This is a genomic window from Deinococcus sp. YIM 134068 (genome assembly GCF_036543075.1).
Classification (GTDB): domain Bacteria; phylum Deinococcota; class Deinococci; order Deinococcales; family Deinococcaceae; genus Deinococcus; species Deinococcus lichenicola.
Genome location: NZ_JAZHPF010000013.1, coordinates 1 through 15,934 on the forward strand (window position 1 = coordinate 1; position 15,934 = coordinate 15,934).

The window sequence follows — 15,934 nt, forward strand, 5'->3', positions numbered from 1 at the left end:
GGGTATCGTCAATCAGGCAGTACAGTGTCGTCAGGACGGTCTGGGCATCGAGAACTGGGGTCACAACCTGTTCTGACAGATGCTCGCACCGTCCGTTGTTCACCTCCTCTCATTGCACATCAAGCGTTCAAGGGGGAGGAGCAAAAGGGTTGCTTGTGGGGATTGGGCGGTGGAGTGGGTCACACGCCCCCTCACCCCGGCCCTCTGCTTCGCAGCTCTTCGAGTCACCCACGAGGGGAAAGGGAGAAAAGAGGCTCAGGCTCTTGCTTTTCAACAACTGTCACTCTCGACGGCCAATTCTTACCCGTGAGCCGACGCCCCATCCCACCATCACGCCTTGCTCGCGGAGCTTCCTGGGTGGGCCTTCCAAATCGCGCGCAACAAGATTACACCTTGCCACGCCGAGAACACGTCCACGGGCGCGGCCCGTAAACACTTGCCCAGCGCAGCGCCACTCCCCCTGCCCCCTCTGGGGGGTGGGGGCAAACCGTGGCAAGATGCCCCGCCCCCCAAACCCCTCACTCCCCCAGGTACCGCCGAAGCTCATCCAGGCTGTGCCCCGTCCCGATGACCACCAGCTTGTCGTGTGGGCGCAACTCATCCTCCGCGCGAGGCGTCACCTCCACCCGCCCCGCCCGGCTGATGGCGATGACCTGCACATTGAACCGCCCCGTCAGGTTCAGGTCCCGCAACGTGCCCCGCAGCCGCTCGTTCGCCTCGATCTCCACGATGGCGTAGTCCCCGCCGAGGTCCAGCGTGTCCACAATATTCGGCGTGGCGATCTGCCGCGCGAGCCGCACGCCCATATCATGCTCGGGCCGGATCACGAGGTCGGCCCCGATGCGCTCCAGCACCCGCCGCGCCATCTCGTCAATCGCCTTCGTGACGACGTAGGGGGCACCGAGGCTCTTGGCGTTCATGGTGGCGAGGATGTTCGCCTGCACGTCGGTGCCGATGGCGACCACCACCACGTCGAAGTCGGCGGCCCCGATGCTCCGCAGCGCCCGCTCGTCGGAGGCGTCCACGATGGCGGCGTGGGTGACGAGGTTCATCACCCGCTCGACGTTTTCCTCGTTCTGGTCGATGGCGACGACCTCGTGGCCCATCTCGTACAGGGTGGTGGCGACGGCGGTGCCGAAGCGGCCCAGCCCGATCACGAGGCATTGTTTGGTTTTCATTCAGGCGTCCTCTCTCCGGGGGACAGGGTAACGCGTGGGCGGGAGGAGGAACGGCACGGCGTCGCCCGTTCCCTTACCCCACCAGGATGTCGCGCTCCGGCGGGTACTTGACGCCCCGCCCTTGCCCGCCGCGCAGGCTGAAGGAGGTGGCGAAGGTCAGCGGCCCGATGCGCCCGAGGTACATCAGCGCGGTGAGGATGAGCAGCCCGGCGTCGTTAATGCGCGGGGTGGTGTTCAGGCTCAGGCCCACGGTGGCGGCGGCGCTCACCGTCTCGAAGAGGAGTTCGGTGAAGCCGAGCCGGGGATTGGTGGCGAGCATAGCGAAAAAGGCCGCCGACACCAGCAGCGCGTACAGGGTGGTCACGGTGCCCGCCCGCACGAGGTTCTCCGACTCCACCCGCCGCCCGAAGGCGATCAGCTCGCCGCGCCCGCGCACCATGTTCCACGCGCTGCCCACCAGGATGGCGAGGGTGCTCGTCTTGATGCCGCCGCCCGTCGAGCCGCTGTTGGCCCCCACGAACATCAGCGCGATCAGGAGAAAGAGGCTCGCGCTCGTCATCCCCGCGATGTCCACCGTGGCGAGGCCCCCCGAGCGCGGCGTCACGCTCTGGAAGAGGGCGGCGAGCAGCTTGCCCCCCGGCGCGAGCGGCCCCAGCGTGCGCGTGTTCGCCCACTCCAGCACGAGCAGGAGAACGGTCCCCAGCACGACCAGCAGCCCGGTCGTCAGCAGCGTGAGCTTGGAGTACACGAGGAGGCGGTTGCGCCGGGGGTTGAGGAGGTGCGTCAGCACGTTGAGCTGCACGAGGAATCCCAGCCCGCCGAGCAGGATGAGGGCGCTGATCGTGAGGCTGACGAGGGGGTCCTGCGCGTACTGCCCCATTCCGCCCGGCACGACCACGAAGCCCGCGTTGTTGTACGCGCTGATCGCGTGAAAGACGGCGTGGTACAACCCCTCGCCCCAGCCGAACTGCGGCACGAAGCGCAGGGCGAGGAGGAGCGCCCCGGCCACCTCCCCCACCACCGTGTACAGAAAGATGATGCGGATGAGGGGCACCACCCCGCCCACGTCGAGCGCATTGATCTGCTGGACGAGGTGCTGGCGCTCGGTGAAGTTCACCCGCCGCCCCGTGAGAAAGGCGAACAGTGTCCCGAACGTCAGGATGCCCAGCCCGCCCACCTGCGCCAGCCCCATGATGACGAGCTGCCCCGCCCGCGTGAACGTCTCCCCGGTGTCCGCCACCACCAATCCGGTGATGCAGATGGCGCTCGTGGCCGTGAAGAGGCGGTCGATGGAGGTCAGGGCCGCGCCCGGCGTCGTCACGCCCGGCAGGTGCAGCAGCGCCGTGCCCAGCGCGATGCCGACGAGGTACACCACGGCGATGAGCTGCGGCGGCGTGAAACGCGACACCACGGGCCGCCGGGGGCGTCCGGGCAGGGGCGGGGGATGGGGGAGGTTACTCCGCATGGCTACCCGATCAGGATGTCCTTCTCGGCGGGATACTTCACGAGGTCGGCCTCCTCGCGGCTGTTGAAGGCGACCGCGAACGTCAGCGGGCCGATGCGCCCGAGATACATCAGGAGGATGATGACGATCTGCTGCGCCGGATTCAGCAGCGGCGTGGCGTTCATGCTCAGGCCCACCGTGGCAAAGGCACTCACTGACTCGAAGAAGAGCTGCACGAACAGGATGTCCGCCCGCGAGTTGAACACGAGCAGCAGAATGAACATCAGGTTCACGAGGCCGATGCTCAGCAGCCCGACCGTCATCGCGCGGATCACCGTCTCGCGGTCGATGCGGCGGTTGAAGAGCGTGACCTCACCGCGCCCGCGCACCATGCTCCACGCCGAGGCCATCATCACGTAGAAGGTGCTCGTCTTGATGCCGCCGCCCGTCGAGCCGGGATTCGCCCCGATGAACATCAGGATGATGGTGATGAACAGGGTCGCCAGCTCCATCGCCCCGTAATCGAGCGTGTTGTAGCCCGCCGTGCGCGTCACGACGCTCTGGAAGAAGGAGGCGAGCAGCTTGTCCCCGAACGCCAGCGGCGCGAGCGTCTTCGGATTGTCCCACTCCAGCGCGAGGTAACTCAGCGTGCCGACGAGGAGCAGCACGCCCATCATCGTCAGCACGAGCTTGGAATGGACGAGCAGGCGGTTGCGCCGGGGATTGAGGAGGTGCGCGACCACGTTGAGTTGCACGAGAAAGCCCGTCCCGCCCAGGATGATGAGGAGGGCCGTCACCAGGCTCACGAAGTCGTCGCCCACGAAGCGGACGTAGTTGTCGCTGTACAGCGCGAAGCCCGCGTTGTTGAAGGCGCTCACCGAATGGAACAGCGCGTAGAACAACCCCTGGCCCCATCCCTCCAACGGCACGAAGCGGAAGGCGAGGAGGACGGCCCCCACCGCCTCGATGATGAACGTGTACAGGAAGATGTTGCGGATGAGCGGCACCACGTCCCCCGCGCTGAAGGCGCTCACCTGCTGCGCGAGGCGGATGCGCTCGGAGTAGTTCACCCGTCGCCGCGTCAGCAACGCGAACAGCGTCCCGAAGGTCAGGATGCCCACCCCGCCGACCTGAATGAGGAGCAGGATGACGACCTGCCCCAGCCGGTTGAAATCCCGGCTCGGATCGATGACGTTCAGGCCCGTCACGCACAGGGCGCTCGTGGCCGTGAAGAGGGCCTGAAGGAAGGAGACGCGCCGCCCCTCCCCGTGCATGACGGGCAGCGCGAGGATCAGCCCGCCCACCAGCAGCCCCAGCGCGAAGGTCAGGGCGATCAGTTGCGGCGGGCTGAACCGCGCCAGCAGCGGCCTGCGGACGCGCGCCGTCGTCGCGGGGCCGGACGTTCGGGGGGGAGGGGAGAGGGCCATAGGGAAACGGGCGATTCTACACCGGGGAGGGGGGCTTCATCGGGGTTCATCTGGTGATGGACAGGGGGAGGCTCAGCCGTGGGCGACCCCTCCGCCCCTGCGGGGCACCTCCCCTGAAAGGGAGGCAGAAGCAGATAAGGCTCCCCTTGAGGGGAGCTGTCAGCGAAGCTGACTGAGGGGTCGCCTGCCGCGTCGTCCGCCAAACCCGCCCGTCCCGCCCGGAACCCGTAACCTCTCCCACCAGTCGTTGAAACGTTCCCGCCGCCGGGCCGACCCCTCCGCCCGCCCTCTATACTGCTCTGCTATGCCGCGTCCCGCCCGCCCGAACTCCCCGTCCCACCGCCCAAGACGCCCCCAGGGCGACCACCGCGCCCGCCAGCCCGCCCACGAGTACGTGTTGGAGGCATTGCCGGGGCTGGAGGAGGTCGCGGCGGCGGAACTCGGCACCGTGCCGCTGGCGCGCGACCTCCGGGGACTGCGCTTCTGGTATCCAGGAGATACCGAACGCCTGACGCGGCTGCGCGGAGCGGTGGCCGTGTACCGGGTGCGGGCGTGGGACGTGCCCCGTCCGCGCGGGCTGCTCGGGCACCAGCAGCTCGGGGAACTCGCGGCCTTTCTCGGGGAGGTGGTGCGCGTCGGCGGGCACCGTTCCTTCCGGCTCTCGGCGGCGGGGCGCGAGTCGAGCGTGATGGAGCGGCTGGCGGGCGAGCTGGAGCGGGCGCTGGACCTCCCCTTCAGCCGCGAGGAGGGCGAACTCCTCATCCGCCTGCGGCCCCAGGAGGACGGCCCCGGCTGGGAGGTTCTCGCGCGCATGACGCCCCGGCCCCTCTCCGCGCGGGCGTGGCGGGTGTGCAACCTCGGCGGCGGCCTGAACGCGACCATTGCCTACGCCCTGCACAAGCTCGCGGGCCAGCGCGACGAGGACCGCATCTTCAACCCCATGAGCGGGAGCGGCACCCTCCTCGTCGAGCGGGCGCTCCTCGGCCCCTCCACCGCGATGGTGGGCGTGGACACTGATCCCCGCGCCGTGGAGTGCGCCCGCTCCAACCTCGCCGCCGCCGGGCGTCAGGTGGAGGTCGCGCAGGTGGACGCCCTCCAAACGGGTCTGCCCGCCCGCTCCTTCGACCTGATCGTCTCGGACCTGCCGTGGGGAGACGCCATCGGCACGCACGGCGGCAACGCGGACCTCTACCCCGCCTTCCTGAGCGAGATGCACCGCTTATGCAGCCGTCAGGGTCGCCTCGTGGTCCTCACCCACGAACTCCGCCTGTTCGAGCGACTGCTCCGCGAGCAGAACAGGTGGCACGCCCGCGAGCTGTTTCAGGTCTACAGCGGCGGCCACCACCCGAAGGCGTACCTGCTGGGGAAGACGTGAGGGGCCGTCCCTAGTCCTCTGACAAGGCCGCGCTCAGCTCCATGCTCGGTACGGCGGGCGACACCCACGGGTTGCCGCGCACCAAAAAACGCCACGGCAGGTTCTTCCCCGCGAGGATGCCGACCCTGGCTGTCACTTGCACCCGCTCGTCGGGCACCGGGTCGCCGGGCAGGAGGTGGAGGGTGGGGCCGTTCACGGGCAGGCCCGCCACCCGCTCGGGGTCCAGCCCGAGGGCGTAGACGAGCTTGGCGGGGCCGTTCGTCAGGTCGCGCTCACGGGTCACGGGGCGGTGGGTGAGCATGGTGCCGACGCCCTCCAGCGGTTCCAGCGCGCGAATCAGGACGCTGGCCGACACGCCCTCGGCGCGGCAGGCAACCTGAAGGAGCGGGTGCCCGTGCGCCGACCAGAAGAGCCAGTGACCGGGCGCAGTCGCCATCGCCAGCGTGCGGACGGCGTGGAAGCGCCCGGCGGTGCAGGCGGGATCGCGTGGGCAGTCATAGGCCTCGGCCTCCACCACCCGGCCCACCAGCCGCTCGCCGCCGGGCAGCACCCGCACCAGCGACGCGCCGAGCAGTTCGCGGGCCACCCGCGTGGGGTCCCGGTCGAAAAAGGACGGTGGGAGGGGGGCGGGCATGAGGGCGAGGTTAGCGCCGGCCACGTTCACCGAGCGGAGGGGGAAGGCGCTTTCTGAAGAGGAAGAGAAGTAGGGCGAGGGTATACAACGCCAACAGCACCACGTCAAACAGGTTGGCAGGTCGTTCCTCGGACAACCCAAGCAGGATGCGGGAGAAGTGCGGCATGGCGGCGATGCCCAGCAGGACCGGGATGAGAGCGGTCGGCGTCACAGGCTCCCGGCGGCGAGGGCGGGCCAACAGCCACCAACCGAACAGAACGGGCACCAGCATCAGCGCGGCGAGGGTGTATCTGAGCTCTCTGTTGTCCGGGATGACGAGCAAGGCCGCCATATTGAAGAGCGTCCCTATCGTCATGAACACCATCAGTAACACGGGCATTCCGATGGAAGGCGGTGCCGGCCTCCACGCCTCCCCCTCCGGCTGCCCCGACGCCTCTGCTCTTTTCCGCTCGTCCACCTCTTGAGCCTACCTCTCAGTGGAGGTCAGGAAACCCTCAATACCGTTCAGGTTCCCTCCCGCACCTGTGGGGCTAGGCTGTCTGACGTTCGCCACGTCATCCCTAACATTCAAGGAGGCACCCCCCATGATGGACATCTTCAACATGCTCGGCGGTATGGGCCAGGCGCAGCAGACGGTCGGCAATCGCCTGGGCACCCGCCCGGACCAGACGCAGGCGGCAATGGAGGCCGCTGTGCCTCTCCTCCTCGGCGCGATGACCCGCAACGCGCAGCAACCCGGCGGGGCGCAGGCGCTCTCGGGGGCGCTCGACCGCCACGACGGCAGCGCCCTCGACCTGTTCGGCCAGGGGCAGGCACCCGACGCGGGCCAGGGCCAGAAGATTCTCGGGCACGTCTTCGGCAACCAGCAGCAGGCCGCCGCGAACGCCGTGGGCCGCCGTGCGGGCATCGACCCGCAGCTCGCCATGCAGGTGCTGGCGATGGCCGCGCCCCTCGTCCTCGCCTACCTGGGCCGTCAGCGGCAGGGCCAGATGGGCGGCGGGGGCATGGCGGGCGGACAGATGGGCGGACAGATGGGCGGACAGATGGGCGGACAGATGGGCGGTGCGGGCGGCTTCGACATCGGCAGCATCCTCGGCGGGGTGCTGGGCGGTGGAATGGGCGGCCTCGGCGGGATGCTCGGCGGCGGTCAGACGCAGACGCAGCAGCAGGGTGGAATGCTGGGCGGCGGTTCCGTTATCCCCGGCTACACGCACGACACGTCGGCGCAATCCGATTACGTCCAGAATCCGCTCGGCCAGCCTGGTCACGCGGGCACGGGGCAGATGGGCGGCGCGGGCAACATGGGCGGCATGATCGGCACCCTCAATAACGTCCTCGACCGCGATGGCGACGGCAACGCGCTGGACGATTTGATCGGGATGTTCGGGGGTGGGCGGAGGTAGGGGGAGCGGTCAGCCGTCAGCCGTCAGCTCAAAGATGAAGGGCGGGCCGTCCAGATGGCGTGGGCGGTCCTGTCTTTTGCTCCCTCTCCCCCTGCGGGAGAGGGCTGGGGAGAGGGGTGACGAGCAACGCTCGTCCTTTGCCCTACGTCCCCACCCTCGTTCCCTCCTCCACCTTCTCCCGCGAATACGGCCTGTACCCCTTCGGCGTGCCCGGCCTGTCCGTGAAGAGGCTGGTGGTCAGGTAGCGGGCACCCGTGTCGCAGGCGATGGTGGCGACCCGTTTGCCGGGGCCGAGCCGCCGGGCAACCTCCAGCGTGGCCCACGCCATCGCGCCGCTGCTCATCCCGGTGAAGATGCCTTCCTCACGGGCGAGGCGGCGGGCGAGCGGATAGGCGTCCTCCTCCCAGACGGTGATGATCTCGTCGATGACCGAGCGGTCCAGATTCTCGGGGACGAAGCCCGGCCCCATGCCCTGAAAGCCGTGCTCGCCGCGCTCGCCGCCGCTCAGAACGTTGGAGCGGGCCGGTTCGACGGCGACCACCCGCACGCCCCTATCCTGCCGCTTGAGGAAACGTCCCACCCCGCTGATCGTGCCGCCCGTGCCCGAGCCGAAGACGAAGGCGTCTATGCGGCCCTCCATCTGCGCCCACAGCTCGGGGCCGGTGGTCGCCTCGTGGGCGGCGGGGTTGGCGGGGTTGGAGAACTGGCCCAGCATCACCGCGCCCGTCTCCCGCGCAATTCTCTCGGCCTCCTCGATGGCGGCGAGCATCCGGCGTTCGGGGTCGGTGAGGACCAGCTCGGCCCCGTAGGCGAGCAGGGTCTGTTTGCGCTCCTCGCTCATCTGGGCGGGCATACACAGGATGAGCCGGTAGCCCCGCGCCGCCGCCACCTGTGCCAGCCCGATGCCCGTGTTCCCGCTCGTCGGCTCGACGAGGGTGCCGCCGGGCCGCAGCACCCCGCGCCGCTCGGCGTCGTCGATCAGGCCGCGCGCCGTGCGGTCCTTGATGCTGCCGCCGGGATTTAGGCCCTCCAGCTTCACGAACACGTCGGCCATCCCCGGTTCGACCACCCGCCGAAGCTGCACGAGCGGGGTGTTGCCTACGAGGGCGTCAATCATGGGACAGAGGATAGAGCGGTCAGCCTTCAGCGATCAGGGATCAGCCCTGAATCTTTTGCTGACGGCTGAGAGCTGACCGCTGACGGCTCCCCTACAATTCTCCTCGTGCGCGTCGCCCTCATCGCCGACATCCACGGAAACGCGGACGCCCTGCGCGCCGTGCTGGACGACATCGGGGGGCAGGGCGTGGACCACATCGTCGTGAATGGCGACGTGGTGAACCGGGGGCCGGACTCCGTGGAGGCGCTGGGGACGCTGCTCGCGCGGGGCGACGTGACCTTTACCCTCGGCAACCACGACGACCTGCTGCGGCTGTGGCACGTCCGCTCGGAGACGTTGCCGCCCGACTGGTTCGCCGATCCCTTCTGGGGGGCGACGGCTTGGAGCGCCGAACAGCTCGACCGGGCGGGGTTGCTGGACAGCATGCGCGACTGGCCGATGACCTTCACCCTCACCCACCCCGACCTGCCCGACGTGCGGATTGCCCACGGCACGCCCGAGCACTACCGCGAGAGCCTGAGCGAGCGCACCAACCCCGAGCGGGTGGCGGCGCTCGCGGGCACGGCGGGCGTCCTCGTCGGTTCGCACATCCACCGCCCGGCGCACGCCACGCTGGGGGGCGTCCTCGTGCTGAACACGGGCGCGGTCGGTGCTCCGGCGAACGGCGACCCGCGCGCCCAGTACCTCCTGCTGACGGCCACGCCGGGCGGGTGGTGGCCCGAGTTCCGCGCCGTGCCCTACGACCGGGAACCGGTGCTGCGCCGCTTCGAGGCGAACGGATTACTCGCGGCGGGTGGCCTGAGCGCCGAAATCTTCCGCGACGAGATTCGCACCGCCCGCAGCCTCTACACGCCCTACTGGATGTGGACGGAGGCGCACGGGCACCCCCGCGACGCGCGGACCTGGGCGGCCTTCCTGCGGGAGCACCCGCCGCGCTGAGCCTGCCCGGAGCCATGAAAAACCGCCCACGTGGGGCGGTCTTCCGGACAGAGGAATGATGTTCAGCGCATGCCGGGCATCAACACGGATTCGATAACGTACAGCGTCCCGTTGCCCGTGTCGATGGAGGAGCCGGACTCGATGATCGCCGTCCCCATGTTGTTGCCGATGGAGGTGCGGGTCCCCGTGCGGGTCAGCGTCAACATGCCGGACTGCAGGGTCATGAGCTGGTTGGCACTCGCCAGCGCCGTGCCGTCCACCCGCCCCTGAACCACGTGGTACAGCAGAATCTGGCTCAGCCGCTGACGGTTGGAGGACAGCTCGGTCAGTACGCCGGGCGGCAGCTTGAGGAAGGCGTCGTTGGTCGGCGCGAAGACCGTGTACGTGCCGCTGCTCAGGGCCTGCCCCAGTCCCGCCTGCTGCACGAGCGTGTTGAGCGTGGTGAAGCGGTCGTCGCTGGCGATCAGCGTGGCGAGGCTGGTGTTGTTGCGCGTGGAGGTGGCGACGCTCGCGCTCGTCCCGCTGCCGGGGGCCGTGGAGGAGGCGGGCGCGGACGCGGCGGTGTTCGCCGGGGTCGTCGTGCTGGTGGTGGCGGTGACGGTCGTCGCCGGGGCGCAGGCCGCGAGGCTGAGGGCAGCGAGCAGGCCCGCCATCACGGGAAGAACGGGGCGCTGAACTTTGGGGGCCGGGGTGGTGTCGTTCTGCATGTCATTCCTCCAGAAGGTCCGGGATCGGGGTGAAAAGCGTCCTCACGGGGTCGTCGGGCGGGGGTTCTCGTCGTGCTCGGAGGGTCTCTGGGAACCCCCACGCCGTGCGACCTACGAGAGCAGGTGAAAGCTCAGGGAGCGGGCATCAACACGGTGTCGATGACGTAGAGCGTCCCGTTGCCCGCGTCGAGGGACGAGCCGGCCTCGATGATCGCCGTGCCCGCTGCATTGCCGATGGAGGTGCGGGTCCCCGTGCGGGTCAGCGTCAACATGCCGGACTGCAGGGTCATGAGCTGGCTGGCGCTTGCCAGTGCCGTGCCGTCCACCCGCCCCTGAACCACGTGGTACAGCAGCACCTGACGCAGCCGCTCCGGGTTGGAGGACAGCTCGGTCAGCATGCTGGGCGGCACCTTGAGGAAGGCGTCGTTGGTGGGCGCGAAGATCGTGTACGTGCCGCCGGCGAGTGTCTCGGCCAACCCGGCCTGCTGCACGAGGCGCGCGAGGGTGGTGAAGCGGTCGTCGCTGGCGATCAACGTGGCAAGGCTGGTGTTGTTGCGCGTGGAGGTGGCGACGCTGGCGCTCGTCCCGCTGCCGGGTGCTGTGGAGGGCGTGGCGACCGTGCCCGTCGTCGTGGTGGACGGCGTGGTGGTCGTGGTTCCGGTCGCGGTGGTGCCCGTCGCCGTGGTGCCCGTGGCTGCCGTGCCCGTTGCGGTCGTCCCGGTGGCGGTCCCCGTTGCCGTGGTCCCAGTCGTGGACGTGTCCGTCGTCGTGGTGCCCGTCGCGGCTGGAGCCTCGGTACTGCCGGTCGCCGCGCCCGTGGTGGCGGGAGCCGTCGCCGAGGGCGTGGTCGTCGTGGTCCCGGTCGCCGTCGTGCCCGTCGCCGTCGTCCCGGTGGCCGAAGTGTCGGTCGTCGTGGTCGTCGCGGCGGTGTCGGTCGTGGTCGTCGTGCCCGTGGTGCTGGTGTCCGTGGCGGGGGCCTCGGTGGCGGGCGTGGGCACCGTGAAGCCGGGGGGTAGCAGCACCTGGTTGATCACGAAGATCGTGCCGTTGCTCGCCGTCGTGATCGTCTCGGACACGGTGGCCGTGCCGACCTGCTGGGTCGTGCCGTTCAGGCTCAGGGGCAGGGCACCGCCCGCGACGGAGTTGAGAGACGTGCCGCCCGCGAGCTGCTCGGCGGTCTGGCGGCCCTGCACGACGTGGTAGGACAGCACCTGCCGCAGCGCCTCAGGGTTGCTGGCAAGCGCGGCGAGCGTGTCGGCGGGCAGGGCGGCGAAGGCCTCGTTCGTCGGGGCGAACACGGTGTACTCCCCGGTCGTCAGCGTCTCGGTCAGGCCCGCGTCGCTCAGCAGGTCACGCAGCGTGCTGAAGCGGTCGTCCGCCACGATCACGTCGTACAGCGTGTTCGCCTGCGCGGTCGCCGCCGTGTCTGCGGGCGCAGCCGCCGCCGTGTCGGTGGTGGCCGTGTCGGTCGTGGTCGCCGTATCCGTGGTGGTCGCGGTGTCGGTCGTGGTCGTCGTGGCCGTATCCGTCGTCGCGGCGGTGTCCGTGGTCGTCGCCGTGTCCGTGGTGGTGGTGGCCGTGTCGGTGGTCGTCGTGCTCGTGTCGGTGGTGGCCGCCGTGTCCGTGGTCGTGGTGGTGGCCGCGCCCGTCGAACTCACGGTGGCACCGCTCAGGGGCAGCGCGGGAATCTGCGAGATGTCGAAGGCGGCGGCAGGCGCGGCGGGAGTCGCCGGGGCCGCCTCGGCGGGGGCTTCGGCTGCCGGAGCGTCGGCGGGAGCGGGAGCCTCCGCCGCAGGGGCCTCGGCTGCGGGTGCCTCGGCTGCCGGGGCTTCCGCCGCAGGAGCAGGCTCAGCCGCAGGAGCCTCCGCCGCCGGAGCGGGCGGGGTGGCCGCTGCCGCCGGGGGCACGAGCACCGTGTCGATGACGTGGATCACGCCGTTGCACGCGGCCACGTCGGCGCGGGTCACGTTCGCGTTGTTGATCCGCACGGCGGTGCCCGACACGCTGACGGTGAGGGTGCCGCCCTGCACGGTCCGCACGCTCCGCAGGCCCCGCACCTGTTGCGAGGCCACCTTGCCGGGGACCACGTGGTACAGCAGGACGGCCCGGAGTTGCTCGGGATCGTTGAGAATCGCCGCCAGCGTGTCGCTGGGCACCTTGGCGAAGGCCGCGTTCGTCGGCGCGAACACCGTGTACTGCCCGCTCGCCAGCGTCTCGGCCAGCCCGGCGGCCTGCACGGCGGTCAGCAGCGTGCTGAACTGCGGGTCGGTCGTGATGAGCTGCGAGATGGGCTGGCAGGTCCCCGCTGCGGGCTGGGCTGCGGGCGCGCCGCCGCCTCCCGCAAGCGCGGGGGCCGCGAGCATCAGGCTGAGCGTGATCAGGCCGGTTTGCTTCTTCATGAATTCACCTCTGGATTGAACTGTCCGCCTCCCAATCTTCACCACGGGTATGCAAAAAGCAACTTTGGTGGGCATTCAGACAGAAGCCATAAACAAACGTTCCGCCCGATTTGGGTGAATGCTCATAGAGGGTTCATTCCTCTCAGCATCTCCGCCTACGCCTTGCAAAAGGAGCCGGGGGAGGAAGGCAACGCCGCCCCAGCTCCCCCGGCCCCTCGTCGTGTCCTACTTGCCGAAATACTCCGGCAGATCGGCCTCGGTGATCAGCACCTCGCGCGGCTTGCTCCCCTGGTGCTTGGAGACGATGCCCATCGCCTCCAGCATGTCCATCAGCTTGCCCGCGCGGGCGTGGCCGACCGAGAGGCGGCGTTGCAGCCGCGAGACGCTGCCCTGGCCCTCCTCGATGCAGATCAGCGCGGCCTGGCGCAGGTGCGGGTCGGAGAAGTCCATGTTGCCCTTGTCGGTGCTGGGGCCGCTCGCGGAGACCGCGCCGTCGAAGTCCGCGCCGTAGTCCTCCACGAAGCGGTCGTCGAAGACCTGCCGCCGCAGCTCGTCGCTGACGCGGGCGGACTCCACCTCGCTGATGTACGGTCCCTGAAGGCGCACGGCTTTGATGAGGCCCGGCTGGTAGAACAGCATGTCGCCCATGCCGGTCAGGCGCTCGGCCCCCACCGAGTCGAGGATGGTGCGCGAGTCGTGGCTGCTCGACACCGCGAAGGCGATGCGCGCGGGCACGTTCACCTTGATGAGGTTGGTCAGGATGTCCACCGAGGGGCGCTGGGTGGCGAGGACGAGGTGCATCCCCGTCGCGCGGGCCATCTGCGCCAGCCGCATGATCGCCGACTCCACCTCCTTCGGCGAGGTGATCATCAGGTCCGCCAGCTCGTCGATGATGATGACGAGGTGGGGCAGCTCCACGTCGCCGACCTGCCGCATCTTGGCGTTGTACTGCTCCAGATTCTTGGCCCCGACCTGACTCATCATCTTGTAGCGCCGCTCCATGTGCGCCACGGCCCCGAGCAGCACGCCCGCCGCGTCCGTCGGGTTGGTCACGACTGCCCGGACGAGGTGGGGAATCCCGTCGTAGGGGGTAAGTTCCACCATCTTGGGGTCGATCATCAGGAAGCGCAGCTCGGTGGGCAGGTAGCGGTAGAGCAGCGAGATGATCAGCGTGTTCACGCACACCGATTTGCCCGACCCTGTGGACCCCGCAATCAGGAGGTGGGGCATCTTGGCGAGGTCGCCCACCATCAGCGCCCCGTCGATGCTCTTGCCCAGGATGATGGGCAGCCGCGCCCGCGTGTCGCGGAAGGTGGGGGCCGCCGCTGCCTGATGGAAGGTGACGGGTTCGCGCTCGGTGTTGGGCACCTCCAGCCCGATCACGCTCTTGCCGGGCACGGGGGCCTCCACGCGCACGCCGCCCACCGCGAGCGCGCGGGCGAGGTCGTTGGACAGCGAGGCGATGCGGCTGATCTTCTCGCCGGGGGCGGGTTCGATCTCGTAGCGCGTGACGGTCGGCCCACGCGCGAAATCCACCACCCGCGCCTGGAGGTTGAAGTGCCGCAGCGTCTGGTCGATGATCGCCGCCCGCTGCCGCGCCACCACGTCGAGCGCCGCCGGGTTGGCCGGGCCGGACGGCAGCGGGTCGAGCAGCTCATAGCCCGGCAGGGCGAGGTCGAGGGCACCCTGGGAGGGACGGCGTTTCTCGGGCTGGGCGCTCTCCCACGGGGCGGCACCGTCCTCGTCCTCCTGATCCAGCGTGATCTGGGGGGCGCGGCGGGGGGGCGCACCCGTCGGCATCGCCTGCACTCCCTGTGTGCCCAGCATCGGCTCGGCGGCGCGGGACGGCATGGCGCTCAGGACGGTGGTGGAGGCGGCGAGGGCGACGGGCGTGCGGTCCTCTCCGTCCTCGTCGTCCCCTTGCTGGGTGGCGTCCGCCCTTCCCGTGAAGTCGAAGTCCAGCTCCGAGAAACTCCCCGGACGCGCGGACATCGCCTGCACCCGCCCCAGCGCCTCCTCCTGCGCGCGGGCGAGGCGGGCACGCCACTCCTCCTGCGCGGCGAGGGTGCCGTCCGGGTCGCTCGCCAGCGCCTCGGCGAGGGCGGCGGCGACCTCGGTGGGTGCCCGGTCGAAGGCGGCGGCGAGGTCGGGCCAGCCCGGATAGTGCCGCTCGCGCCCCTTCCACGCGGTGAAGTCCTCGGCCACCTCACGCCACACCCGCTCGCGCTCCCGGTGGGCGGGCTGCTCGCGCGTGAGGAGGGTGGCATCGGCCTTCGTCAGCGCCCGCTCGGCGGCCTGCCGCTCGCGCTCCAGCCGCCCGGCCCGTCCGGCGAGGCGCTGGAGGTCGGCGACGAGGCCCCGGCGCAGCCGCTCCAGCGCCCCGCTCGCCAGCGTGCTCGGCAACTCCACGCTCAGCTCGTGGCGTCCCCCTCGGACCTCGTTCGCCACGGCCTCCGCCGCCGCGCCCGCGCCCTGGGCCTCGCGGGAGACGGCCTCCCGCAGGTCGCGCGCCGCGCCCCGCGCGAAGGTGGCCGCGCCCTCGCGCCAGTGGCCCAGCTCGGCCTCGAGGTGCTTCAGGCCGGGTTCGTCCAGCCCGCGCACCTCGCGCCGGGCGGTGCGGACCTCCTCCTCCAGCACGGTCAGCTCGCGCGCCTCCGGGTAGAGGCGGCGCAGCGATTCGAGGTCGCGGGCCTGCGCGGCGAGGCCCTGCCGCACCCCCGCCCGCGCCCGCGCCGCCTCGCGCCCCTCCTGCCGGGTCTCGATGACGCCCTGCACCTGGGTCGTGGCTCCACCCAGCAGCACGCTCAGGCGGCGGAACAGCCCCTTGAGGAGCGTGAGGGGCCGCAGCCGCAGCATGATCTCCAGCCCCAGCGTGAGGGTGACGAGCGGGAAGAGTGCCGCCGCGTAGCTCAGCGCCTCCAGCAGCGGACGCATCGCCCACGCCGCGCCCGCACCCGCGAGGCCGGGGGCGAAGGTCTCGTGGAGCGCGAGCAGCGACGCCACCACGACCATCCCGCCGAGCACGCGCCGGGTCAGGCCCTTGAGGTCTCGCCCGAGGAAGACGAGCACCCCGTAGGCGATGGGCACCACGGGCAGCAGGTACGCGCCCCAGCCCAGCCACCCGACGAGCGCCTCCCGCGCCCCCGTCATGAATCCGCCCTCCGCGACCTGGGGCAGGGTCAGCGTGACCGCCACGAAAATCCCCAGCGCGAACAGCACCAGCCCCAGCGCCTCCCCATCGAAACGGTTCACCGGAGGGGCACTTTTTGCACGAGCCTTCGCCATAGGCCGCAGTGTATCCCACCGGGGCA

The 15,934-nt window shown here is 70.1% G+C and carries 12 protein-coding genes; 3 read left to right on the forward strand and 9 right to left on the reverse strand.

Annotated features, from left to right (window positions below; all coding sequences use genetic code 11):
• Positions 1-518: 518 nt before the first annotated feature.
• From V3W47_RS12805 to V3W47_RS12815, 3 genes are all read right to left on the reverse strand, one after another.
• Positions 519-1,178, reverse strand: coding sequence for a potassium channel family protein (locus V3W47_RS12805; RefSeq protein WP_331825610.1), 660 nt, complete (start codon positions 1,176-1,178; stop codon positions 519-521).
• 73 nt (positions 1,179-1,251) lie between these two features.
• Complete coding sequence (locus V3W47_RS12810; RefSeq protein WP_331825611.1) at positions 1,252-2,643, reverse strand: TrkH family potassium uptake protein; 1,392 nt, start codon at positions 2,641-2,643, stop codon at positions 1,252-1,254.
• A 2-nt stretch (positions 2,644-2,645) separates the two neighbouring features.
• Positions 2,646-4,049 carry a TrkH family potassium uptake protein gene (locus V3W47_RS12815; RefSeq protein ID WP_331825612.1) on the reverse strand — a complete coding sequence of 468 codons (1,404 nt, stop codon included), beginning with the start codon at positions 4,047-4,049 and terminating at the stop codon, positions 2,646-2,648.
• A 304-nt stretch (positions 4,050-4,353) separates the two neighbouring features.
• Between V3W47_RS12815 and V3W47_RS12820 the strand changes: the two genes are divergently transcribed.
• A complete protein-coding gene (locus V3W47_RS12820; protein ID WP_331825613.1) occupies positions 4,354-5,424 on the forward strand; it encodes a methyltransferase domain-containing protein in 1,071 nt (356 codons plus the stop codon).
• 10 nt (positions 5,425-5,434) lie between these two features.
• On the opposite strand, the gene V3W47_RS12825 is transcribed toward V3W47_RS12820, so the two are convergent.
• Complete coding sequence (locus V3W47_RS12825) at positions 5,435-6,058, reverse strand: DNA-3-methyladenine glycosylase (RefSeq protein ID WP_331825614.1); 624 nt, start codon at positions 6,056-6,058, stop codon at positions 5,435-5,437.
• Positions 6,059-6,068: 10 nt separating this feature from the next.
• A complete protein-coding gene (locus tag V3W47_RS12830; RefSeq protein WP_331825615.1) occupies positions 6,069-6,515 on the reverse strand; it encodes a hypothetical protein in 447 nt (148 codons plus the stop codon).
• A gap of 127 nt (positions 6,516-6,642) precedes the next feature.
• Between V3W47_RS12830 and V3W47_RS12835 the strand changes: the two genes are divergently transcribed.
• Entirely contained in the window at positions 6,643-7,461 is an 819-nt protein-coding gene (locus V3W47_RS12835) for a DUF937 domain-containing protein (protein WP_331825616.1), read from the forward strand.
• Positions 7,462-7,603: 142 nt separating this feature from the next.
• Here V3W47_RS12835 and cysK read toward each other — a convergent pair whose 3' ends face one another.
• The gene (gene cysK, locus V3W47_RS12840) at positions 7,604-8,578 is read right to left on the reverse strand and encodes a cysteine synthase A (RefSeq protein WP_331825617.1); all 975 of its coding nucleotides are present in this window, start codon (positions 8,576-8,578) and stop codon (positions 7,604-7,606) included.
• Between the two features lie 105 nt (positions 8,579-8,683).
• Here cysK and V3W47_RS12845 point away from each other — a divergent pair, with 105 nt between their 5' ends.
• A complete protein-coding gene (locus V3W47_RS12845; RefSeq protein WP_331825618.1) occupies positions 8,684-9,517 on the forward strand; it encodes a metallophosphoesterase family protein in 834 nt (277 codons plus the stop codon).
• 62 nt (positions 9,518-9,579) lie between these two features.
• Here the strand turns inward: V3W47_RS12845 and V3W47_RS12850 are convergent, their stop codons facing one another.
• From V3W47_RS12850 to V3W47_RS12860, 3 genes are all read right to left on the reverse strand, one after another.
• Complete coding sequence (locus V3W47_RS12850; protein ID WP_331825619.1) at positions 9,580-10,224, reverse strand: fasciclin domain-containing protein; 645 nt, start codon at positions 10,222-10,224, stop codon at positions 9,580-9,582.
• Positions 10,225-10,355: 131 nt separating this feature from the next.
• Positions 10,356-12,623 carry a fasciclin domain-containing protein gene (locus V3W47_RS12855; protein ID WP_331825620.1) on the reverse strand — a complete coding sequence of 756 codons (2,268 nt, stop codon included), beginning with the start codon at positions 12,621-12,623 and terminating at the stop codon, positions 10,356-10,358.
• 225 nt (positions 12,624-12,848) lie between these two features.
• Positions 12,849-15,908 (reverse strand): DNA translocase FtsK, encoded by a 3,060-nt coding sequence (locus V3W47_RS12860; RefSeq protein WP_331825621.1) that lies wholly within the window; start codon positions 15,906-15,908, stop codon positions 12,849-12,851.
• Positions 15,909-15,934 lie beyond the last annotated feature (26 nt).